At 73.7% G+C, this 22109-nt stretch carries 18 protein-coding genes and 1 pseudogene; 13 read left to right on the forward strand and 6 right to left on the reverse strand.

Annotation, left to right across the window (positions count from 1 at the left end; all coding sequences use genetic code 11):
• The first annotated feature begins 262 nt into the window (after positions 1-262).
• The 6 genes and pseudogenes from kdpA (at position 263) to ENKNEFLB_RS03795 (ending at position 8415) form a co-directional block, all read left to right on the forward strand.
• Positions 263-1927, forward strand: coding sequence for a potassium-transporting ATPase subunit KdpA (gene kdpA / locus ENKNEFLB_RS03770; protein WP_246535826.1), 1665 nt, complete (start codon positions 263-265; stop codon positions 1925-1927).
• Positions 1924-3959, forward strand: a pseudogene (gene kdpB / locus ENKNEFLB_RS03775) (potassium-transporting ATPase subunit KdpB). The gene kdpA and the pseudogene kdpB overlap by 4 nt, the downstream one beginning before the upstream one ends.
• Before the next feature lie 7 nt (positions 3960-3966).
• Positions 3967-4593, forward strand: coding sequence for a K(+)-transporting ATPase subunit C (gene kdpC, locus ENKNEFLB_RS03780; RefSeq protein ID WP_246535827.1), 627 nt, complete (start codon positions 3967-3969; stop codon positions 4591-4593).
• A gap of 40 nt (positions 4594-4633) precedes the next feature.
• Positions 4634-7126, forward strand: a complete 2493-nt coding sequence (locus ENKNEFLB_RS03785; protein WP_246535828.1) for a DUF4118 domain-containing protein — start codon at positions 4634-4636, stop codon at positions 7124-7126.
• Complete coding sequence (locus ENKNEFLB_RS03790) at positions 7123-7803, forward strand: response regulator transcription factor (RefSeq protein WP_246535829.1); 681 nt, start codon at positions 7123-7125, stop codon at positions 7801-7803. Before ENKNEFLB_RS03785 ends, ENKNEFLB_RS03790 begins: the two co-directional genes overlap by 4 nt.
• A 90-nt stretch (positions 7804-7893) precedes the next feature.
• A complete protein-coding gene (locus tag ENKNEFLB_RS03795; RefSeq protein ID WP_214057970.1) occupies positions 7894-8415 on the forward strand; it encodes a hypothetical protein in 522 nt (173 codons plus the stop codon).
• Positions 8416-8440: 25 nt separating this feature from the next.
• Here the strand turns inward: ENKNEFLB_RS03795 and ENKNEFLB_RS03800 are convergent, their stop codons facing one another.
• Complete coding sequence (locus ENKNEFLB_RS03800; RefSeq protein WP_214057971.1) at positions 8441-10030, reverse strand: PAS domain-containing sensor histidine kinase; 1590 nt, start codon at positions 10028-10030, stop codon at positions 8441-8443.
• Between the two features lie 110 nt (positions 10031-10140).
• On the opposite strand from ENKNEFLB_RS03800, the gene ENKNEFLB_RS03805 reads away from it, so the two are divergent.
• Positions 10141-11004, forward strand: a complete 864-nt coding sequence (locus ENKNEFLB_RS03805) for a beta-keto acid cleavage family enzyme (protein WP_214057972.1) — start codon at positions 10141-10143, stop codon at positions 11002-11004.
• 10 nt (positions 11005-11014) lie between these two features.
• On the opposite strand, the gene ENKNEFLB_RS03810 is transcribed toward ENKNEFLB_RS03805, so the two are convergent.
• The 3 genes from ENKNEFLB_RS03810 to ENKNEFLB_RS03820 all read right to left on the reverse strand — a co-directional run bounded on the left by ENKNEFLB_RS03810 (position 11015) and on the right by ENKNEFLB_RS03820 (position 13494).
• Complete coding sequence (locus ENKNEFLB_RS03810; protein ID WP_214057973.1) at positions 11015-11896, reverse strand: LamG-like jellyroll fold domain-containing protein; 882 nt, start codon at positions 11894-11896, stop codon at positions 11015-11017.
• Entirely contained in the window at positions 11893-12753 is an 861-nt protein-coding gene (locus ENKNEFLB_RS03815; protein WP_214057974.1) for a S24/S26 family peptidase, read from the reverse strand. Before ENKNEFLB_RS03815 ends, ENKNEFLB_RS03810 begins: the two co-directional genes overlap by 4 nt.
• 87 nt (positions 12754-12840) lie before the next feature.
• Positions 12841-13494, reverse strand: a complete 654-nt coding sequence (locus tag ENKNEFLB_RS03820) for a hypothetical protein (RefSeq protein ID WP_214057975.1) — start codon at positions 13492-13494, stop codon at positions 12841-12843.
• A 467-nt stretch (positions 13495-13961) separates the two neighbouring features.
• On the opposite strand from ENKNEFLB_RS03820, the gene ENKNEFLB_RS03825 reads away from it, so the two are divergent.
• Complete coding sequence (locus tag ENKNEFLB_RS03825; RefSeq protein WP_214057976.1) at positions 13962-14132, forward strand: hypothetical protein; 171 nt, start codon at positions 13962-13964, stop codon at positions 14130-14132.
• Between the two features lie 133 nt (positions 14133-14265).
• Positions 14266-14466: a hypothetical protein gene (locus ENKNEFLB_RS03830; protein ID WP_214057977.1), complete on the forward strand. Its 201-nt coding sequence runs from the start codon at positions 14266-14268 to the stop codon at positions 14464-14466.
• Between the two features lie 71 nt (positions 14467-14537).
• On the opposite strand, the gene ENKNEFLB_RS03835 is transcribed toward ENKNEFLB_RS03830, so the two are convergent.
• Entirely contained in the window at positions 14538-15116 is a 579-nt protein-coding gene (locus ENKNEFLB_RS03835) for a copper resistance CopC family protein (RefSeq protein WP_214057978.1), read from the reverse strand.
• Positions 15113-15679, reverse strand: a complete 567-nt coding sequence (locus tag ENKNEFLB_RS03840; RefSeq protein WP_214057979.1) for a hypothetical protein — start codon at positions 15677-15679, stop codon at positions 15113-15115. The genes ENKNEFLB_RS03835 and ENKNEFLB_RS03840 overlap by 4 nt, the downstream gene beginning before the upstream one ends.
• 210 nt (positions 15680-15889) lie before the next feature.
• On the opposite strand from ENKNEFLB_RS03840, the gene ENKNEFLB_RS03845 reads away from it, so the two are divergent.
• From ENKNEFLB_RS03845 to ENKNEFLB_RS03860, 4 genes are all read left to right on the forward strand, one after another.
• Entirely contained in the window at positions 15890-17191 is a 1302-nt protein-coding gene (locus tag ENKNEFLB_RS03845; RefSeq protein ID WP_214057980.1) for a DUF1501 domain-containing protein, read from the forward strand.
• Positions 17192-17276: 85 nt separating this feature from the next.
• Positions 17277-19154: a DUF1800 domain-containing protein gene (locus ENKNEFLB_RS03850; RefSeq protein ID WP_214057981.1), complete on the forward strand. Its 1878-nt coding sequence runs from the start codon at positions 17277-17279 to the stop codon at positions 19152-19154.
• A 67-nt stretch (positions 19155-19221) separates the two neighbouring features.
• Positions 19222-20607: a lipopolysaccharide biosynthesis protein gene (locus ENKNEFLB_RS03855; protein ID WP_214057982.1), complete on the forward strand. Its 1386-nt coding sequence runs from the start codon at positions 19222-19224 to the stop codon at positions 20605-20607.
• Positions 20608-20730: 123 nt separating this feature from the next.
• On the forward strand, positions 20731-22107 hold the full coding sequence (locus tag ENKNEFLB_RS03860; RefSeq protein WP_214057983.1) for a hypothetical protein: 1377 nt from the start codon (positions 20731-20733) through the stop codon (positions 22105-22107).
• Positions 22108-22109: the final 2 nt, after the last annotated feature.

Here is a 22109-nt window from a genome sequence, read left to right on the forward strand (position 1 = left end):
CGCCTGCGGCCGGTCCTCACGCTTCCTTGACGCTCGGTGGCCCGACCTTGATCCCGCCTTGACGCCCGGCCGCGCCGTGGCCCGGGTCACACCGTCGCGCGGATCGCGTCAAGGAACGGCCCGCGACCGTCAAGGAAGCGTCAAGAGGGTGCGGTCACGACCTCCGGCCGGACTACGAATGACCCGTGACCGACCTCCTCTACCTCTCCCTCACCGTCGGGGCCTTCCTCGCGCTCGCCCTCCTGACCCGCGTCCTCGACCGGTGAGCGAGCTCGCCCCGGCCCTGGGCCAGATCGCGGTGCTGGTCGCCGCGCTGGCGGTGACCGTCCCGTTCCTGGGCCGCTACCTCGCCCACGTCTACACCGCGCCGCGGCACCTCGCCGTCGAGCGCGTGACCTACCGCGTCCTGCGCGTCGACCCCGACGCCGACCAGCACTGGCGCAGCTACGCGATGTCGGTGCTCGGCTTCTCGCTGGTCGGGGTGCTGTTCCTCTACGCGTTCGGGCGGCTCCAGCAGCACCTGCCGCTCAGCCTGGGCTTCGCGGCGCTCCCAGCCGACGGGGCCTGGAACACCTCGGTCAGCTTCGTGACCAACACCAACTGGCAGTGGTACTCCGGCGAGGCCGCCCTGGGCCACCTGATGCAGATGTCCGGCCTGACGGTGCAGAACTTCGTCTCCGCCGGCGTCGGGATGTGCGTGGCCGCCGCCTTCGCCCGTGGCCTGGCCCGCGCCGGCGGCGACGCGCGCGTCGGGAACTTCTTCGCCGACCTCGTCCGCACCGTGCTGCGTGTCCTGCTGCCGGTCGCCGCGGTCGCCGCGCTCCTGCTCGTCCTGCTCGGCGCCGTCCAGAACCTGGCGTCCAACGCCGACATGGACACCCTCGGCGGCGCGACCCAGGTGCTCACCGGTGGCCCCGTGGCCAGCCAGGAGGCGATCAAGGAGCTCGGCACCAACGGCGGCGGGTTCTACAACGTCAACTCCGCGCACCCCTTCGAGAACCCGACCCCGCTGTCCAACATCCTCGAGATCTACCTCCTGCTGCTGATCCCCTTCGCGATGGCGTGGGCCTTCGGGCTCATCGTCCGGGACCGCCGCCAGGGCGTCGCGGTGCTGACCGTCATGGGCCTGCTGCTCAGCCTGGGCGTCGGCCTGCTGACCTGGGCCGAGATGGCCGGGCCCGGCACGGCGCCCCAGCTGGCCGGCGCCGCGATGGAGCGCAAGGAGACCCGCTTCGGCGAGGCCGGCTCGGCGCTCTTCGGCGCGGCCACGACCGGCACCTCGACCGGGGCGGTGAACTCCATGCACGACTCGCTGACCGCCCCCGGCGGGGGAGTGACCCTGTTCTCGATGATGCTCGGCGAGATCGCGCCGGGCGGCGTCGGCAGCGGGCTGTACGGCATGCTCGTGCTGGCCATCCTGACGGTGTTCCTGTGCGGCCTGATGGTCGGCCGGACGCCGGAGTACCTCGGCAAGAAGATCGGGCAGCGCGAGATCGTCCTGGTCGCCGCCTACGTGCTGGCCACGCCCGTGCTGCTGCTGACCGGGATCGCGGTCGCGATCACCGCCGGCGGCGGGCTGGCCGGGCTCCAGGAGTCCGGGCCGCACGGCCTCTCGGAGGCGCTCTACGCGGTCACCTCGGCGGCCAACAACAACGGCAGCGCGTTCGGGGGCCTGACCTCGGGCACGCCGTTCTGGAACACCCTGCTCGGCGTGCTGATGCTCTTCGGCCGGTTTCTGCCGATGCTGCTCGTCCTGGCCCTGGCGGGCCGGTTCGCCCAGCAGAAGCAGCTCCCGCCGAGCGCCGGCACGCTGCCCACCCACCGGCCGCTCTTCGTGGCCCTCCTCACCGGCGTCGCCCTGGTCGTGGTCGGTCTGACCTACGTCCCCGTCCTCGCCCTCGGTCCGATCGCGGAGTCCCTCTCATGAGCACTGACGTACGCCCCCCCGCCCCCGCGCGCAGCAGCATGCTGACCCCCGCCCAGCTGCGCGAGGCCGTCCCGGGCGCCCTGCGCAAGCTGGACCCCCGGGCCCTCGTGGCCACCCCCGTGATGCTCGTCGTCGAGGCCGGGGCGGTGCTCACCACGGTGCTGTCCGTGCTGGACCCCAGCGTCCTGGGCTGGTCGGTCACGGTGTGGCTCTGGCTCACGGTGCTCTTCGGCAACCTCGCCGAGTCCGTCGCCGAGGGCCGCGGCAAGGCGCAGGCCGCCAGCCTGCGCGCGCTGCAGGAGGAGACCACCGCACGCCGCCGGGGCCCCGACGGCTCCACCGAGGAGGTCCCCTCCACGGTGCTGCGCACCGGCGACCTGGTCGTCGTCGAGGCCGGCGAGCGGATCCCCGGTGACGGCGACGTCGTCGAGGGCGTCGCCTCGGTCGACGAGTCGGCCGTGACCGGCGAGTCGGCCCCGGTGATCCGGGAGTCCGGCGGCGACCGGTCCGCGGTCACCGGCGGCACGATCGTGCTCTCGGACCGGATCGTCGTACGCATCACTTCCGACCCGGGCCAGTCCTTCGTGGACCGGATGATCGCGATGGTGGAGGGCTCCCAGCGCCAGCGGACCCCCAACGAGATCGCGCTCGGCGTGCTCCTCTCCGCGCTGACCATCGTGTTCGTGGCCGTCGTGGGGTCGCTCTACTTCGTCGCCGACTACAGCGACGCCGGGCAGTCCGTGCTGGTCCTGACGGCCCTGCTGGTCTGCCTCATCCCGACCACCATCGGGGCGCTGCTCTCCGCGATCGGCATCGCCGGCATGGACCGCCTCGTGCGGCGCAACGTCCTGGCGATGTCCGGGCGGGCCGTCGAGGCCGCCGGCGACGTCGACGTCCTGCTGCTCGACAAGACCGGCACCATCACCTACGGCAACCGCCAGGCCTCCGAGGTGCTCACGCTGACCGGGGTGCCGCGCGAGGAGCTGCTCGACGCCGCCCTGCTGTCGTCCCTGGCCGACGAGACCCCGGAGGGCCGCAGCATCGTGGCCCTGATCGGGGAGGGTCGCGACGTGCCGGCGGGCGCCACGTTGGTCGAGTTCTCCGCGACGACCCGGATGAGCGGCCTCGACGCCGAGGGCCGCCGGGTCCGCAAGGGCGCCGCCTCCTCGGCCGTGCAGTGGGTCCGCGACTCCGGGGGGCAGACGTCCGCCGAGGTCGACGACCTCGTCGGCCGGGTGAGCGCCTCCGGCGGCACCCCGCTGGTCGTCGCCGAGCAGCGGGGGACCGACCCGGCCCGGCTGCTCGGGGTCATCCACCTCAAGGACGTCGTGAAGGACGGCATCAAGGAGCGCTTCGAGGAGCTGCGGGCGATGGGCATCCGCACGGTGATGATCACCGGCGACAACGCCGTGACCGCGCAGGCGATCGCCGAGGAGGCCGGGGTCGACGACTTCCTGGCCGAGGCCACCCCCGAGGACAAGATGGCCCTGATCCGTAAGGAGCAGGCCGGGGGCCGGATGGTCGCGATGTGCGGCGACGGCACCAACGACGCCCCCGCGCTGGCCCAGGCCGACGTCGGCGTCGCGATGAACACGGGGACCTCGGCGGCCAAGGAGGCCGGCAACATGGTCGACCTCGACTCCGACCCCACCAAGCTCATCGACGTCGTCGAGATCGGCAAGCAGCTGCTCATCACCCGCGGCGCGCTGACGACCTTCTCGGTGGCCAACGACGTGGCCAAGTACTTCGCGATCCTGCCGGCGATGTTCGTCGTCGCCTTCCCCGGTCTCGACGTCCTCAACGTGATGCGGCTGTCCTCGCCGGGCTCGGCGATCCTCTCCGCGGTCGTCTTCAACGCCCTGATCATCGTGGCGCTGATCCCGCTCGCGCTCCGCGGCGTGGCCTACCGGCCGGCCGCGGCCTCCGACCTGCTGCGCCGCAACCTGCTCGTGTACGGCCTCGGGGGCTCGTCGCGCCCTTCGTGGGCATCAAGCTCCTCGACCTCGTCATCTCCCTCCTCCCAGGACTGTGATCCGACCATGCTGAAAGACGTCTACGCCCTCTTCCGCCAGAGCCTCGCCGGGCTCCGGCTCCTCCTGGCCGCCACCGTGCTCGTCGGGGTGGCCTACCCGCTGGCGGTGACCGGGGTCGCCGCGGTCGCCCTGCCCTGGCAGGCCCGCGGGTCCCTGGTCACCGCCGACGGTGAGCGCACCACCGACCCGGCGGAGGCCGTCGGCTCCGCGCTGGTCGGCCAGGCCGTGGTCGGTCTGGCCGACGGCACCCCGCTGTTCCACCCGCGGCCCTCGGCCGCGGGCGACGGCTGGGACATGCTGTCGACCTACGGCTCGAACTACGGCCCGGAGAGCCCGGAGCTGGTCGCTGCGATCACCGAGCGGCAGGCCGAGGTCGCCGAGCGCGAGGGGGTCGCCCCCGGCGACGTGCCGGCGGACGCGGTCACGGCCTCGGCGTCGGGCCTCGACGCCGACATCTCGCCGGAGTACGCCGCGCTCCAGGTCCCGCGGGTGGCCGCGGCCACCGGCCTGTCGGAGGAGGAGGTCCGTGACCTGGTCGCCGAGCACACCTCGGGCCGGACCGCCGGGGTGCTCGGCGAGCCCCGGGTCAACGTGCTGCTCCTCAACCTGGCCGTGCGTGGCCTCGCGGGCTGAGCCCCGCGCCGGCCGGGGACGGGCGCGGGATACTGGGGTGGTGAACGAGGAGCACCGCGGCCGCCTGACCGTCTACCTCGGTGCCGCGCCGGGCGTGGGGAAGACCTACGCCATGCTCGGGGAGGCCCGCCGGCGACGGGACCGGGGCACCGACGTGGTGATCGGCTACGTCGAGACCCACGGTCGGGAGCAGACCGCCTCCCAGGTCGAGGGCCTCGAGGTCGTCCCGCGGGCGGTGGCGACGTACCGCGGGACCACCTTCACCGAGATGGACACCGACGCGGTGATCGCCCGGGCGCCGGCCGTGGTCCTCGTCGACGAGCTCGCGCACACCAACGTCCCCGGCAGCCGCCACGAGAAGCGCGCCCAGGACGTGGAGGCGATCCGGGCCGCGGGCATCGACGTGATCACGACCGTCAACATCCAGCACCTCGAGTCGCTCAACGACGAGGTCGAGCGGATCACCGGCGTCCGGCAGCGCGAGACCGTCCCGGACGAGGTGGTCCGCACCGCCGACCAGATCCAGCTGGTCGACATGGCCCCCGACGCCCTGCGCCGACGGATGGCGCACGGCAACGTCTACAAGGCCGAGAACATCGACGCCTCGCTGACCTCCTACTTCCGGGTCGGCAACCTGACCGCGCTGCGCGAGCTGGCGCTGCTCTGGCTGGCCGACCGGGTCGACGACGCGCTGAGCGACTACCGCCGGGCGCACTCGATCTCCCGCACCTGGCCGACCAAGGAGCGGATCGTGGTCGCGGTGACCGGCGGCGCGGAGAGCGAGACGCTGATCCGCCGAGGCGCCCGGCTCGCGCAGCGGGCGGCCGGCTCGGAGCTGGTCGCGGTGCACGTCATCGCCACCGACGGCATCGCCACCGTCGAGGACCGCCGGATCGCCCGCGCCCAGCAGCTGGTCGCCTCCCTGGGCGGCACCTTCCACTCGGTGGTCGGCGAGGACGTCTCGCAGGCGGTGGTCGACTTCGCGGGGGGCGTCAACGCCACCATGGTGGTCGTCGGGGTCTCCCGGCACGGCCGGCTGCGGCGGTTGTTCGCCGGGACGACCGGCGACCGCGTCGCCCAGCTCGCCGGCACCATCGACGTGCACCTCGTCACCCACGAGCAGAGCGCGCGCACCGGCCGGCCGCGGTCGTACCTCTCCCCGTTGAGCCGGCAGCGACAGGTCCTCGGCCTGGCGCTGGCCGTGGTCCTGCCGATCCTGCTCACCCTGGTCCTCCAGGCCTCCCACGACGAGGACCAGCTGCCGCTCGACCTGCTGCTGTTCCTCGCCCTGACCGTGCTGGTGGCGCTGGTCGGCGGCCTGGTCCCCGCCCTGTTGGCGGCGGTGGGCGGCTTCGTGCTGATGAACTGGTTCTTCACCCCGCCGGTGAACACGATCACCATCGCCGACCCGCAGAACCTCGTCGCGCTGCTCGTCTTCGTCGCGGTCGCCGTGGGGGTGGCCACGGTGGTCGACCGGGCGTCGCGACGCTCCGCCGAGGCCGTCCGGGCCCGTACGGAGGCCGCCACCGTCGGCGCGCTCTCCCGCTCGGTGCTCACCGGGCAGGACACCGCCGAGGCGATCGTGCAGCGGCTGCGCGAGACCTTCGGGCAGGACGCCGTCTCGCTGCTCGAGCGCACCGGCGTGGGGTGGCAGGTCGTGGCCTCGACCGGGGGCCCGTGCGCGTCCGCGCCCGAGGAGGGCGACACCCGGGTCGACGTCGACGAGGACCACCTGCTGGTGCTCTGCGGCGAGCCGCTGCGGGCCAGCGACCGGCGGGTGCTGGAGGCGTTCGCGGTGCAGACCGGCCTGGTGCTCGAGTACCGCCGCTTGCGAGGCCGGGAGGAGCGCGCGGCCGTGCTGGAGCGGGCCGACGCCACCAGCACGGCCCTGCTCCGCGCGGTCTCCCACGACCTGCGCACCCCGCTGGCGACCATGCGTACCGCCGTCGACGGCCTGGTCTCGGGCACCCTGGGGGAGACCGACCGTGCCGAGCTGGTCGGCGCGGTCGACTCCTCGACCGAGCAGCTGGAGCGGCTGATCGACAACCTGCTCGACCTGTCCCGGCTCCAGTCGGGTCTGGTCCGGCCCCGGCTGGCCGACCGCAGCCTTGACGAGGTGCTCCCGCTCGCCGTCTCGGGCCATCCCCCCGGCCGGGTCCGGCTCGAGGTGGACGAGGGGGTGCCGTTCGTCCGCACCGACGCCGGCCTGCTGGAACGCGTCGTGGCGAACCTGGTCGGCAACGCCGTCCGGCACTCGTCCGGGACGCCGGTCCGCGTGCTCGCCCACGTGCTGCCGGGCACCGTCGAGGTGCTGGTCGTCGACCGCGGCCCCGGGGTGCCGGCCGCCCAGCAGGAGCGGATGTTCGAGCCGTTCCAGCGTCTCGACGACACCTCGCCCGGCGGGCTCGGGCTCGGGCTCGCCGTCGCGCGCGGGCTCACCGAGGCCGTCGGCGGCACCCTGGCCGGCGAGGACACCCCCGGCGGGGGACTGACCATGGTCCTGTCGCTGCCCCGGGTGGGGGCGAGCGCGTGAGCGCGAAGGTGCTGGTCGTCGACGACGAGCCCGCCCTGGCCCGCGCGCTCGCCATCAACCTGCGCACCCACGGGTGGGAGGTCGTCCTCGCCGGCGACGGGCGGAGCGCGCTCGAGGCGGCCTCGACCCACCACCCCGACGTGGTGCTGCTCGACCTCGGCCTGCCCGACATGGACGGCACCGAGGTGATCGCCGGTCTGCGGGGCTGGTCGAAGGTGCCGATCGTCGTGCTGTCCGCGCGCCAGCACGGCGAGGACAAGGTCGAGGCCCTCGACCTCGGGGCCGACGACTACATCACCAAGCCGTTCGCGATGAACGAGCTGCTCGCCCGGCTGCGGGCCGCGCTCCGCCGCGGCGCCACCTCCGAGCCCGAGCAGACCAGGGTGGAGGTCGGGGCGCTGGTGGTCGACCTCGCCCGGAAGAAGGTCAGCCGTCGGGGTGAGGACGTCCGGCTCACCCCGACCGAGTGGGCGTTCCTGGAGCTGCTGGCCCGCCACGTCGGGCGCCTGGTGACGCGGGAGCAGGTCCTGCGCGAGGTGTGGGGGCCGGGCTACGAGGACGAGACGGGCTACCTGCGGGTCTACGCCGCCCAGCTGCGCCGCAAGCTCGAGGACGACCCGGCGCACCCCCGCCACCTCGTGACGTCGCCGGGGCTGGGTTACACGCTGGAGCCCTGACGTCAGGGATCCGTGAGGATCCCGGGCCGGTCCGTTCGGGTCCCGTCAGCGACGGCCCCGCGGCCCCCGCCCGGGGGCAGCATCGTGCGGGTGAACACCTCCGCCGACCTGAGCCACCTGCTGAGCAGCACCACCGACGCCTTCGGCACCAGCCTGCACGCCCTGCTCGACGCCGACCGGCACCAGGCCCGCCAGGTGCTCCGGGCCTCGCTGGACCGGCGCACGCTGGCCGCCGAGACCGCCCGGGCCTGCCGCGCCCACGCCTGGGTGCCCGCACCCCAGCTCCACGGGGAGCTCCGCTACGTCGCGGACATCGCCCGGGTCGGGGCGCTCTGCGACGACCTGGCCCGCGCGATCGTCGGCAGCGACGCCGTACGCCTCCTGCCGACCCAGCGGATGGAGGCCGCGGTCCTCCTCGACGCCGGAGGGCAGCGGCTCCGCCAGCTGGCCGACGGGGCGGCGGGATCGGCGTCGTGCCACGGCTACCGCCGCTGCGGCAGCGCCCTGGCCGAGGTCGCCGACCGCGGTGGCCGCGACCGGTCCACCACCATGGTGCTCTGCGGGGCGCTCGCGGTGGTGCTGCTGCAGGCGTCGCGGCACGCCTGCCGGTAGGGCTGCGTCCTCGGCTGAGGGCGGCTCAGTGGTCGGGTCGGAGGTCCCGTACGGCGTGGTCGCCGCGGGGCAGCACCACGCAGAAGGTCGACCCGGCGCCCGGGGTGCTGTCGACCTCCAGCCGACCGCCGTGCGCGACCACGATCGACCGGGCGATGCCCAGGCCCAGCCCGACGCCGGGTGCGACCCGCTCGCGGGCGTGGTCGGCGCGGAAGAACGGCTCGAAGAGCCGCTCGAGGTCGTCCGGCGCGATCCCGATCCCGGTGTCGGTCACGCTCAGCGTCACCTCGTCCTCGTCGGCCTCGACGGTGACGTCGACGCTCCCGCCCGGGTCGGTGTACTTGACGGCGTTCGAGACCAGGTTGTCGAGCACCTGGTGGACGCGGTGGACGTCGACCACGGCCCGGACGCAGTCGTCCGCGTGCGCCACGACGGCGATCTGCGCGGCGCGCGCCTCGGCGGAGCCGGTGGCCACCACGTCGCGGACCAGGGCGGCGACGTCGGTGGGGGCGCGGAGCAGCTCGAGGGTGCCCAGTCCCCGAGCGGCGGGGTCGAGCAGGTCCGAGACGAGGTACTGCAGCCGGGTGGCGTTGCGCTGGGCGACCCGCAGCTGCCGGGTGGCCGCCTCGGACAGCCCGGGGTCGTCGAGCACCAGCTCCAGGTGGCCGAGCACGCTGGTCAGCGGCGTGCGCAGCTCGTGGGAGACCGAGCTCTCGAAGACCTCCCGGGCCTGCAGGGCGGTGACCAGGTCGGTGACGTCGCTGAAGGCCAGGGCGGCGCCGACGGCCTCGCCGGCGGCGTCACGCACGGTCCGCGCGGAGACCGAGAGCGCGCGGCGGCTGGCCCGGTCGGGGCCGACCCAGACCCGGTCGTCGTCGAACTCCTCGCCGCACACGGCCCGCATCGTCGGCATCTGGTCCACGGTCAGCGGCGTGGTGCCGTCGGCGGCGTAGAAGTGCCCGTTGTGCCCGGTGCTGCTGAGGAGGCCGTCGGGGTCGGCCATCGCCAGGATCGCGAGCTGGCGTCGGTTGACGCGCTCGGCACCCCCGTCGCGGTCGACGAGGACCAGGCCGACGTCGACGGTGTCCAGGACGGCCTGCGACAGGGAGCGCTCGCGCTCGACGGCCGCCATCGCCTGGGCTAGCCGCTCGCGGTCCTGGCGCTGCGTGGTCACGTCGAGCACCTGGCTGATGAAGTGCAACGGGGTGCCGTCGCTCGCGCGCATCAGCGCGACCGACAGGTCGCCCCACACCACGCTCCCGTCGGCGTGCAGGTAGCGCTTGACCAGGCGGTACGAGGTCCGCTCACCGCGCAGCGCCTGCTCGAACAGTGCGACGTCCTCCCCGAGGTCGTCGGGGTGGGTGAGCTCCTGGAAGGTCAGTCCACGCACCTCGGCCTGGGTGTAGCCGATCATCTCGGCGAAGGCGCGGTTCGGCATCACCAGGTCGCCCTCCAGGTTCACCAGGCACATGCCGACCGGCGAGTGCTCCACCGTCAGCTGCCACAGCGCGTGGTCGCCCTCGCGGACGTCGCGCGGGCTGTCCTGGTCGGCCCGCAGACGACCGAGCCGCGCCGCGTCGAGCGCGGTCGGGTCGGGGGTCCGCCGGCGGTCCATTCCTGGAGGATGGCACCGATCGGTCCGCCGCGCGCCACCCGGACAGCGTGACCCCGAGCGTGATCCCGAGCGTGTCCCGGGGCGGACCGCCGCTCTGGCAGAGTCCTCCCGTGAGCAGCCACGACCCCCGCCCCGTCCGCGCCGACGGCATCCTCGTCACCGTCGCCCCGACCGGCGCCGAGACCGCCAAGGCCGACTGCCCGGCGCTGCCGACCACGCTCGAGGAGCTGGTCGTCGCCGCGCAGGAGTCCCAGGCCGCGGGGGCGGCGATGGTGCACGTGCACATCCGCGACGACGACCATGCCCCCTCGCTGGACGCGACCCGGCTGCGCGACACCGTGCAGGCGCTGCACGAGCAGACCGACCTGGTCGTCCAGCTCTCCACCGGTGGCTCGGTGCACGACCCGCTGGAGCAGCGGCTGAAGGTGCTCGACGCGGAGCCGGACTCCTGCAGCCTGACCCTCGGCACGGTCAACTTCGGCGACGACGTCTTCCTCAACCCGTGGCCGTTCGTGACCGAGCTCTACCAGCTGGCCCAGGAGCGGGGCGTGCTGCCGGAGTTCGAGATCTTCGACCTCGGCCAGGTCGCCACGCTGCGCCGCCTGCTGGACACCTACGGCCCTCCGCCCGCCGGCGCGGTGCACTGCGACTTCGTGATGGGGGTGCCCGGCGGGATGCCCGGCACCGCCCCCGCGCTGGTGGCCGCCCACGCCGCGCTCCCGCCCGAGGTCACCTCCTGGTCGGCGACCGGCGTCGGACGCACCGCGCTGCCGGTCGCGCTGACCACCCTGGCGATGGGCGGGCACCTGCGCGTCGGCATGGAGGACACCCTGACCCTGCGACGCGGGGTGCCGGTGGAGTCGAACGCCCAGCTGGTCGAGCGGGCCGTACGCCTGGCCGGCGAGGCGGGGCGCACGCCGTACGACGTCGACGAGGCGCGGACGCTGCTGCGGCTGCCGGCCCGGACCCGCTGACCCGCGGGCGTCAGCGCCCGGCGTTCCAGATGGCCGTGACCTGCGCCTGCGACAGGACGCTGGTGTGGACCGAGGCCCAGGCCAGGCTGCCCTGGTAGTACTCGCTGGTGGGGGCCTGGGGCCAGGTCGTCAGGTTGTCCCAGCCGATCCGCCACTGCCCGGTGAAGTTCTCGGCGGCGCTCACCGAGGTGTCGCTGTCGACCAGGACGCCGTCGACGTAGAGGCGCAGGCCGGTGCCGGGGGACAGGGTGCCGACCGCGTAGTGCCAGGTGTTGTTGTTCAGCCCGGTGCTCGACTCCACGGTCCTGATCGCGTTCGGGTAGACGCCGAAGACGACCCTGCCGGTGTTGGTCAGGTAGAGGTGCCGGTCGTAGCTGCCGGACTCGTCGGTCCCCGTGCCGTTGCCGAACCCGATCAGTCGGCCTCCCCGGGTGCTGGAGGTCTTGAACCAGATCCCGGCGCTGAACGTGCCCGGTCCGGCGACGGTGCCGGAGGGCCCGCTCAGGAACGCCCGGCCCGTGCTCGAGGTGAGTGGGGTGTTGATGCTGACGCCGGTCCCGGCGTCGCGGTCGCAGGGCCCGTCCTGGCGGTAGCTGATCGGGCTGTTGCGGTAGGTGCCGGGCCGGGCGGGGGTCGACGTGTCGGCCACGGTGCCCCCGGAGGCCTCGTTCATCGGGTAGACGAAGTACGGGGTGCCGACGGTCGTGGTGCTCTGGCAGGTGGCGGTGCTGCCGAAGACGGCGCTGGCGGCGGTGTTGGTCCGGTTGGTCACCGACGTGGTGAAGCCGCCGAACGTGCTGGGCGAGGCCACGGCGGCCACGACGGCCAGGAGGATCGCGGCGACGGCGAGCAGGACCGTACGCCGGTCGCCGGCGCGGGCTCGGACGCTCACGCGGCCGCCGCCGGCTCGAAGGCCGGCTCGGGCTCGTGCGGCACGAGACCGACCGCGAGGGTCCAGAGCAGCGGGAGCAGGCAGAACAGGACCAGCGCCACCCACCAGCCGAAGGACAGGTCGAGCCGGGTGAGGACGTCGTACGCCCCGGTGTCGGCGCCGGTGGTCAGGTGCAGCGTGCCGACCTGGCCGTCGACCAGGGGGACCGAGGCCGGGCCGTCGGGCTCGAAGGCCTCGATCGGGAGCAGCCCGGTCGAGACGACGTCGAGCAGGACACCGCGCGAGCCGTCGGTCGGCGCGGCTTGCGTCATCCGCTCGAGGCCGACCCACGGTTTGAGCACGAACGTGGTGACCGCCAGGGACAGCGAGACCCCGACGACGCGCCAGGAGTAGCGGCGGGGGACTGCCACACGGATGGTCAGCAGCCACACGACGGCCAGCCCGACGAAGAACAGCGGCAGGCCCTGGATCGCCCAGCCGAGGCCGGGGGCCGAGAAGGACACCCCGCCGACGAGGTCGTCGGCGCCGACCACCCAGGGGTCGACGGCGGCGTTGATGTCGCCCCGGGTCCGCAGGCCGGCGTCGGTGACCCGCGCGACGCGGTGGGTGTAGACCACCCCGGACTCCGGGTTGCGGAAGGTGATCACGTCGCCGTCCGCGACCGCGCCGAGCTCGGTCGGCGTCGTCAGGACCAGGGAGCCGACCGGGAGGCTCTGCCCCATCGAGGGCGTCTCCACGATGAACCAGCGGCCCCCGTCGAGGCGGAACAGCACGGCGGCCACGACCGCCGAGAGCACCAGGAGCGCGCCGAGGCCGAGCGCGGTGCGGCGCAGGGTCCTCGTCGTGGTGCTGCTCATGGGGGCTCCGTGCTGTGCGGGGGGGTGGGGGGTCGAGGTGGTGCGGGGGCTCCGAGCCTAGGAGGGGAAGGCCCGGAGCGGGGCTGATTACTGGTTGAAGGTCCAGGTCAGCGGCTGCGAGACCTGCTGGCCCTGGATCGCGGTGGTCGCGGCGGCGGGCAGGGTCACCTTGAAGGTGTACGCCTGGTTGGCGGCCACGGCGATCGGCTCGATGGCTGCGGTGGCCGCGAAGGCGGACATGGAGCCGTTGTAGTAGGGCGTGCCGGTGGCGGTGGCGCCCTTGTAGACGGCGACCTGGAGGACCGAGCAGAGGTTGCCGGCGGTGGTGTTCGGCGTGCTCGGGGTCGTCGCGCCGGTGGCGCCCGTGGTCGTCGCGACGCAGGTGCCGGGGGCCAGGGTGGCGGAGCCGACGGCCACGGAGCCGGTGTTGTTGAAGGTCACCGTGGTGGTGTTCGAGGAGCCGGGGGCCAGCGGGGTGCCGGTGCCGCCGTACTTGTTGATCGTCGTGCAGTTGGCGGTGCTGTCGTAGCTGAGGCAGGTGGCGCCGCCGGAGGTCTCGGACACGGCCAGCGCGGCCGACGAGGCGGTGTTGGTCGCGTTGGTGATGGTGGCGGTGAAGCCCGACAGCGAGGCGCCGAGCGAGGCGGCCAGGACGACGGAGCCGGCGAGGCCGGTGGCGACGGCGGCGCCGGTCAGGCGACGGCGGCGGGGGGCGGTGGCGCGGGGGGCGGTGGAGGTCATCGGTGGTGCCTTTCGAGAAGCAGGAGAGGGAGGGGGAGGAGCTGGTGCGTTGGGATGATTGAACAGTCCACGACCCCCCTCGTACGCAGGGTAAAAAGGATCGGGACCTCTGGCCCGCCGGTTCCGGGACTCGGCCTGCCAGGCCGCTGACCTGCGGATACTCTGATTCCTCCCGACCGACCCGGGACCTTTGTCAGAACGAGGACAGGTCCCGGGACACGCTCCGGGGACCGCTCCCGGAGCCGACTTGTCTAGCCCGCTGGCCTCGATGGGGCGCTCCCTCAAGGCCGGGGTGCCGCGTGCCGATCACCTCTGAGCGTGAGCGGACCCCCCGCCGCTCACCTCGGAGCGAGGAGCTGGCGATGACGACGGCGATGGCGACGGCAGGCGCGACGGTGGTCCGGACGACGGCGGTTCGGGCGACGGCGGCTCGGACCCGGTCCGGCCGCAGGGACACCCTCGCCGCGATGCTGCTGGTCGCGGTCGGCCGCGCGCTGGCCCTCGTGCTCCTCCTCGTGGTCGCCGCGACCGCCGCGCACGGCCCGCTCCCCGGCCTGTCGCTGGTCCCGGCCTCGGACGGGTCCGCTGTCCTAGACCACGCAGACCGCCCCGTGACCCATCCGGTCCTCGTACGTTGAGGCTCGTGGTCGACGCGACCACCGGCGCCGTCACCGACCAGACCGACGAGCCGCTGCCCGATCTCGAGGACGCCCCTGGCCCACCTGGCCGCGGGGGCGTGAGCAGGCCCCGCACGCCCGAGGACACCACCGCATGCCTGGCGCTCCACGCGAGCCTGACGACAACAGCACACACCACCCGGACCCGGACTCCGACGCGACCCCGGACGACGACGGCGAGGACGATCTCGACCGGCACGACGTCCCGATGCTGGGGGGCGCCGGGCCGATCCTGGCGATCCTGGCGATGGCGCTGCTCGCGTTGCTCGCGGTGCAGCTGAGCGGCACCCGCTGACCGGCCGGCTCGCGGGTCGTGTGCCCGACGACCCGCTGTGGGCCGTTGTCAGGCACACGACCCCGGGTCGGTCAGCCCCGTCCGGGGTCGGCGTCAGAGGCGCGGTCGCGCCGCACCCGCAGCACCACCGCGGCCGCGGACACCAGGCCCAGGCCGACCAGGGTCCAGACCACCCAGACTGGGACGCCGGCGTCGGTCTCGGTCATCTCGGCGAGGGTCTGCGCCTCCCCGGGGGCGGCCAGCTCGGCGTCGGCGCAGGGACCGGGGTCGGCCTGCTCGCCACCGGGCAGCACCTCGAAGGCGAACCGGCTGCCGAAGCGGTGGCCGTCGACGCCCGTCCCGGCGTAGTCGATGGTCCAGACGCCGTCGGTGAGCGGCTCGACCGCGGCGCAGACGTAGTCGGAGTCGACGACCTGCGCCTCCCCGACCGCAACCGGGTCGCCGGCCTCATCGGTCACGGCGACCGACAGGGGCGCGTCCCCGTCGACCTCGAGGAGGTCGAGCCGCAGCGTGGTGACACCCGGCGCGGTCTCGTCCCCGGGCCCCGGGGAGCCCCCGGTCAGGTCCCCGTGCGCCGACGCCGCCCCTCCGGAGGCCAGGACGAGAAGCAGAGCAGCGACCCCGGTCGCCCCGCACCGACGCTTCGTCACGAGAAGTCGGCGCACGCCAGCCGGTTGTCGGTCGCCTCGGCCGGGTGCACCACGATCGACGGCGCCCCGTCCTCGACCCGCTGGTCGTTGGTGACGGTGGCCATGCCGGTGCCCTGCTCGGTGGCGGTGAAGCCGAGGTGCACCTCGTTGGGCGGGAGGTCCCCACCGGCGGGGTCGAACTTGAAGTGGTCGCCACCGTCGCCGTCGGTGCAGGCGGCGTCGTGCAGGTGGGAGACGTACTCGACGCCCGGCTCGAGGCCGATCAGGCGGATGGTCACCGTGGTGCCGTCGTCGTCCTGCGCCAGGAACGCCTCGCCGGCGACCTCGTCGCTGCCCGGGGGAGCGGTGTCGAGGACGACGAACTCGCCCTCCTCGACGTCGCCGTCGACCTCGTCGGCCGGGGTGGCGTCGGGCTCGTTCATCGCCGACATGTCCATCCCGGCCATGTCCCCGCCCGAGCCACCGTCTGCGCTGTCCTCGGACCCTCCGCCACCGCAGGCGGTGAGGGTCAGCAGGAGCGAGGCCGCTACGACGGCGGCAGGACGGAAGCGGGTCTGCAGCATGCTCCTACGGTGCCAGGTTCTCGGTTGCCGTCGGCGCGGTGGTCGGGGACGTCCCGGGCGGGCGTGGCCCACCTCACCCCCCGACCTCGCCCCATCCCGCCTGAACCCGGTCTGAACCCGGTCTGACCCACCCCTACAGCCGCCCAGACCCCTGGCCGATGACTCCTGCGCCATCCCTGGACCCCACCTCCGGAACCCGCAGGAGACCCCATGCCCGCCTCGCCCGTCCGCCCCGCCACCCCCGGCGTCACTCCCGACGTCACCTGCGCCGACGCCGGCTGCGCGGGGTTCACCGCCTCCCGCCGGCGGGTGCTCGGCGGGCTCGCGCTCGGCGGGCTGACCACGATCACCGGGTCCACCGTGGTGACCATGAGCGGCGCGCCCGCACTGGCCGCCGAGGCGGACGACGACTCTGTCCTCGTGGTGCTGTCGCTGCGCGGTGCCAGCGACGGTCTCTCCCTGGTGGTGCCCCACGGCGACCCCGCCTACTACGCCGCCCGGCCCCGGATCGCCGTCCCCAGCGACCGGCTGGTCGCCAAGGACGGATTCTTCGGCCTGCACCCGTCCTTCACCCCGCTGCTGCCGATGTGGGAGGCCCGCGAGCTGGCCGCCGTGCACGCCACCGGTCTGCCGGTTGCCAACCGGTCGCACTTCGCGGCGATGGAGGAGCTCGAGGACGCGGCCCCCGGCTCGCCCGAGCGCTCCGGCTGGCTGAACCGGCTGCTCGGCGAGAGCGGGGAGTCCCGCGCGGTCGAGGGCGTCGCGGTCGGCGGCGGGGCCGCCCCGACGTCGCTCTTCGGCGAGGAGCCGATCCTCTCCTACCCGACCCTCGCCGGCGCGACGCTGGCCGGCGACAAGCCGTCGGACTCGCGGCGGACCCGGCGTACCGCCCTGGAGCGGATGTGGGCCTCCGACGGCAGCCGGATGGGCCGGGCCGTCCAGGGTGCGATGAGCGCCATCGAGGACCTCCGTGTCGGCGCGGCCCAGGCCAACAACGCAGCGAGCTACCCACGCAGCGACCTCGGGTCGGCGCTGGCCACCGTCGCGCAGACCCTGCGGGGCGACCTGGGGACGCGGCTGGTGACCGTCGACCACGGCTCCTGGGACATGCACTCCAACCTCGGGACGTTGGCCGGCGGGCGGCTGGTCGGGATGGCCGACACCCTCGCTGCCTCGCTCGCCGCGTTCTTCGACGACCTGGGCTCGGTGCGTGACCGGGTGACGGTGGTGACGATCAGCGAGTTCGGCCGCCGGGTCGCGGAGAACGCCAACTTGGGCCTGGACCACGGCTGGGGCAACGCGATGCTGGTGGCCGGAGCGGGGGTCAGCGGGGGCCGGTACCACGGTCGGTGGCCCGGTCTGCAGAACACCACGGACGCCGACCTGACGGTGACCACCGACTACCGCAGCGTGCTGGCCGAGATCGTGGCCGCCCGCTTCCCGGGCGCCTCCCTCCCGCAGGTCTTCCCGGGGTTCACCCGCGAACGGGTCGGCGTCATGACAGGTCAGTGACGGACCCGCGTCCGAGCAGACCGCGCCCCCGAGCCCTCCCGTCCGTCCCCCGCATCCCCCCGGAGCCCCCATGTCCGAGCCCCTCGTGACCGAGTCATCCGCGACCGAGCCGCCCACGCTGACCCGACGTTCGTCGCTGTCCCTGCTCGGCACCGCCGCCGCCGGCGTGGTCGGCGCGGGCCTGCTGCCGGCAGCTGGCGCCGGCGCGATGAACCCGGCCGCCCCGACGGCTGCCAGGCCCGTCGCCCGCCGACGGCGCCGCAAGGGTCGTCGTCCCCGGGACAGGGGCCTGCAGTACGAGTCGTACCTCGAGCCTGTCGATCCTCCGGTCACCAAGCCACCCACCCAGCCCGAGCCGGAGACGCCCACCGAGCCGGAGACGCCCGCCGAGCCGGAGACGCCCACCGAGCCGGAGACGCCCACCGAGCCCGAGACGCCCACCGAGCCCGAGACGCCCACCGAGCCCGAGACGCCCACCGAGCCCGAGACGCCCACCGAGCCCGAGACGCCCACCGAGCCCGAGACCTCAGGTCCGCGCGACGCGCTCGGCCTGACCGCCCAGGACCGGGTGGTCGCCGGCCGGTTCTCCTGCGGCCTGACCGCCGCCCTGGCCGCTGAGGTCGCCGCCGCTGGCGGTGGACCGGCGTGGTTCGAGCAGCAGGTCGCGCTGACGATCCCCGACGCCGGCGCGGACGTCGCGGACTGGTGGCCCCAGCTCCACGGCGACCCGGTGACCCTGTGGGGTCGGCAGATCGCCGAGACCGAGAGCGGCCACGAGGTGGCCAGCCTGGCAGTCAGCCGGGAGATGGTGCGCCGCATCTCGTCCCCGACGCAGGTCCACGAGGCGATGGCGGAGTTCTGGCAGAACCACCTCCACGTGCCGGCCACCGGCGACAACTACTTCATGTGGCGCGCCGACTACGGCGAGATGATCCGTCGGCACGCCCTCGGCCGCTTCGACCAGATGCTGGCCGAGGCGGTGCTGCACCCGGCGATGCTGATCTACCTCAGCGCGGGCGTGTCCACCAAGACCCGGCCGAACGAGAACCTCGGCCGGGAGCTGCTGGAGCTGCACACCGTCGGCGTCGGCAACCACGGCGAGGACGACGTGAAGAGCTGTGCCCGGGTCCTCACCGGGTACCGGATCGACATGGGCAAGACGTGGCAGCCCTCCTACCGGCCGACCGACCACTGGACCGGCGCGGTCCAGGTCCTCGACTTCCGTCACGCCAACACCTCGCCGGCCGGTGAGCCGGTCGCGCAGGCGCTGCTCGCCCACCTGGCCCGGCACCCGCTCACCGCCCGCCGGATCGCGACGAAGCTGGTCCGCTGGTTCGTGGCCGACGAACCGTCCGAGGCGCTGGTGGCGCACCTGGCGTCGGTCTACCTGGCCCACGACACCGAGATCGTGCCGGTCCTGCGGGCGCTGGTCGGCTCCGCGGAGCTCGCGGCGTCCGCGGGGAAGAAGCTGCGCGACCCCGGTCAGGACGTGGTGGCGATGCACCGGGTGCTCGGCACGACCTTCCGCCCGCCGACCGCCCCGCGCCCCGCCGCGCAGGTGATCCGCCAGCAGGCGTCGACCATCGGCATGGCGCCGCACCAGTGGCCGACACCGGACGGTCCGCCGCTCACCGCCGGCCCCTGGGCCACCCCGGGGCGTGCCCTGGCCTCCTTCCGCGTTCACTGGGCGGCGGCCAACCAGTACTCCCCGAGCGACGACGTCACCTACCGCTCGGTCGCCGAGTGGCTGCCGAGGCTGCCGATGACGGTGCGGGCCGTCGTCGACCACCTCTCGCGCGAGCTGCTCGTCGCCGAGACCCCCGAGGGCCTGCTCGACGTCGTGTGCTGGCTGACCGGGAGCGGGCCCGAGGAGGTGGTCACGGCCAACCACCGCCTGGTCAGCCGCTACTGGGGTCAGGTGCTCGGGACGTTCCTGGACCACCCGAGCCGGTTCTGGCGCTGACCGGTGCCGTCCGTCTCCTAGGCTGACCCCCGATGCGTGGCAGGACGACCAACCTCGGGGGGCGACGGTGAGCTCCACCCCGGCACCTCCCACCCGTACGTCGGGGTCGCGGGGCCGTCAACGCTCGAGCCTGCTCGGCGCGCTGGGGTGGTTCGCCGCGAGCTACGGCTTCGCGGTCGTCGGCTCCCTGGGAGTCAACGCCATCGCCAGCCGGTGGTTGGGGGTCGACGGCTTCGGCTACTTCATCATCGCCACCACCGTCTCGGTCGGGATCGGCCAGCTCGCCCTGCTCGGGGTGCACCGGGCGGGCCTGCGGGACGCCGCCACGATGGAGGCCGGCGCGGACCCCGACACCGTGCTCCGCGACCTGCGCTCCGCCGCGCGCGGGGCGATCATGGTGTCGCTACCGGCGTTCAGCCTGGTCGCGGCCTCGATCCTCTACGTCGTGCTGACCGGGGTGTCGGGCAGCGACCGGGTCCTGCTGGCAGTCGTGTTCGGCGTCCTGGTCTTTCTGGCGGGACTGCAGAAGCTGTGGGCCAGCTATCTGCGCGGCATGGGCGTGGTCCGGCTCGCTGGCCTGCTGGAGGGCCGCTCCGGGGGTGCCCTGGTCGTCCTCGCCCAGGCCGTCGCGCTCGCCCTCGCCTGGTGGCTGCTCGAGCCGACCGGCCTGACCGGGGCACTGGTGGCGGTCAGCATCGGCTACCTCGTGCCCGTCCTGGCCCTCGGTGCCGTCGTGCAACGGCGGTGGCGGCACGTGGACCGGGGCGCCGGAGCGGTGGTCGCGCTGGGTCGCGCCGTTCGCCGGTCCTGGCGCTTCGCGGTCAACCAGTTCGCCTCCTACCTCGGCGGGATCGTCGAGATCTGGATGGCCGGACTGTTGCTGAGCGCGCTCGACACCTCCTTGTTCTCCTCCGCGCAGCGGCTGGCCCTGTTGATCGTCGTGCCGTTGATCGCGCTACAGATCGTGTTCGCGCCCATCTGCGCCCGGTTGCTGCACCAGGGCGAGACCCAGCAGCTCGAGCGCGTGCTGCGCACGGGTGCGACCCTCGCCGCGCTCTGCACGCTGGTGTTCTGGCTGCCGACCCTGGTGGCGCCGGGCCCGGTGCTGTCGGTGGTCTTCGGCGAGCCCTTCGCGGCGGCCGCGACCGTCCTGGTCGTGCTGTCCCTCGGCAATGCCGTCAACGTGCTGACCGGGTTGAGCGGTGCGGCGCTGACCATGTCGCACCGCGAGGGCGCGGCCGCGACGGTCCAGGTGGCCACGCTGGTGCTGCGGATCGTGGTCGGCACCGCTGCGGCTCTGGTCTGGGGACTGATGGGCCTTGCCGTCAGCTCGGCCGCCCTGTCCACCCTGAGCTTCGCCGTCATGTGGTGGCAGGCGCGCCGACTCGTCGGCGTCAGCACCCACATCACCCTGCGCCCGGACCTCCGGCTGCTGCGGTCCACCAAGGGCTGAGGCCGGGCACCCCCAACATTGGGTAAAGCCGCACCTCACAGCGACGAGGGGCGGTCACATGCCTAAGGTCCTGGGGGCGCCGCCGGACCGGTGGGGCAAGACGGTCATGCAAGGAGAGCTTCGATGGGGACGAGCACGACACGGCAGCGTCTGGCGGTCGCCATCGGCGCCGGGTGCCTGGCGCTGACGACGATGACGTCGGTGGCACCGGCACAGGCCGCAGAGCAGCAGCCCGAGGTCGTGGGCGTGCGCGCGTCGGCCGTCATGCCGCGCCTGGTGGCCACGCAGGACGAGTCCCAGCCACGGGTCAATGCCCTCGCCGAGCTCGGCGACACCATGGTCGCCGGCGGCAGCTTCCGAGCGGTCGAGCAGGACGGGCGGACCGCCACCCGCACCAACGTGGTGGCCTTCGACCGCTTCACCGGCGAGCTGACGCCGACGTTCGCGCCCACCTTCAACGGACAGGTGTGGGCGCTGGCCGCCGATCCCGACACCGGCTCGGTCTATGTCGGAGGCAAGTTCACCACCGTCAACGGCACCACGCGACCGGCCCTGGCCAAGCTCGACGCCGTCACCGGCGCGCTCGACCCCGCCTTCTCGCCGCGGTTCACCGGCGGCCAGATCAACGACATCAGCCTGGTCGAGGTCGCCGGGGTCAAGCACCTCGTCCTGGCCGGGAAGCCCTCGAAGAAGGTGATCTCCCTGAACCCGGCCACCGGCCGCAACGACCGCTGGATCCAGCTGGACGTCACCGGTCCGCTGCCGGGGTCCAACAACGGGGCGTTCGCCTCGCGCCTGGCGATCGACAACGCGTCGACCCGCATGGTGGTCACCGGGAACTTCACCACCGTCGACGGCCAACCCCGCAGCCGGCTCTTCGTCGCCGACCTGTCTGCCGAAGGTGCCACGCTCAACTCCTGGTACTACCCGGGGTTCCAGAAGTCCTGCACGTCGCGCACCCCGGCCAAGATCGACTACCTCGAGGGCGTCGACTGGTCCCCGGACGGGCAGTCGTTCAACGTCGCAGCGACCGGGAACTACCCGCTCAACCGCTCCGACATCTGGTACCAGCGCCTGGGTGACGCGAACCGAGCGAACACCACCGTCTGCGACGCGGTCGGGCGCTTCGACCTCGACGACGACGAGCGCCCAGCCTGGATCAACTACACCGGCGGCGACACGGTCTGGTCCGTCATCGACACCGGCGCCGCCGTCTACGCGGCCGGGCACTTCAAGTTCTTCGACAACCCCGACGGCAGGGACTCCTCGCAGACCGGCGACCTCGTCTCGGGACAGCCGGCAGTGCGTCGCCAGGGCGTCGGCGCGATCAACCCCGAGACCGGCCTCGCCCTGCGGTGGAACCCGGCGCTCGCCCAGACCCGACTGGGCGGCCGCGACTTCCTCGCCGACCCGACCGGGCTCTGGCTCGGGAACGACGCGACCAGGCTCAAGGGAGAGCCGCGCCGCGGCCTGCAGTACGTGCCCTTCCGCGCGCGATGACC

It is taken from the genome of Nocardioides aquaticus, assembly GCF_018459925.1.
Lineage (GTDB): Bacteria > Actinomycetota > Actinomycetes > Propionibacteriales > Nocardioidaceae > Nocardioides > Nocardioides aquaticus.

Bases quoted from the DNA above. Each gene is read 5' to 3' on its own strand.
- ENKNEFLB_RS03825 (WP_214057976.1), top strand. From the start codon at position 13,962: ATGCTGCTGGTCGCGGTCGGCCGCGCGCTGGCCCTCGTGCTCCTCCTC.
- kdpC (WP_246535827.1), top strand. From the start codon at position 3,967: ATGCTGAAAGACGTCTACGCCCTCTTCCGCCAGAGCCTCGCCGGGCTC.
- ENKNEFLB_RS03840 (WP_214057979.1), bottom strand. From the start codon at position 15,679: ATGCTGCAGACCCGCTTCCGTCCTGCCGCCGTCGTAGCGGCCTCGCTC.
- ENKNEFLB_RS03815 (WP_214057974.1), bottom strand. From the start codon at position 12,753: ATGAGCAGCACCACGACGAGGACCCTGCGCCGCACCGCGCTCGGCCTC.
- ENKNEFLB_RS03820 (WP_214057975.1), bottom strand. From the start codon at position 13,494: ATGACCTCCACCGCCCCCCGCGCCACCGCCCCCCGCCGCCGTCGCCTG.
- ENKNEFLB_RS03830 (WP_214057977.1), top strand. From the start codon at position 14,266: ATGCCTGGCGCTCCACGCGAGCCTGACGACAACAGCACACACCACCCG.
- ENKNEFLB_RS03845 (WP_214057980.1), top strand. From the start codon at position 15,890: ATGCCCGCCTCGCCCGTCCGCCCCGCCACCCCCGGCGTCACTCCCGAC.
- ENKNEFLB_RS03860 (WP_214057983.1), top strand. From the start codon at position 20,731: ATGGGGACGAGCACGACACGGCAGCGTCTGGCGGTCGCCATCGGCGCC.
- ENKNEFLB_RS03800 (WP_214057971.1), bottom strand. From the start codon at position 10,030: ATGGACCGCCGGCGGACCCCCGACCCGACCGCGCTCGACGCGGCGCGG.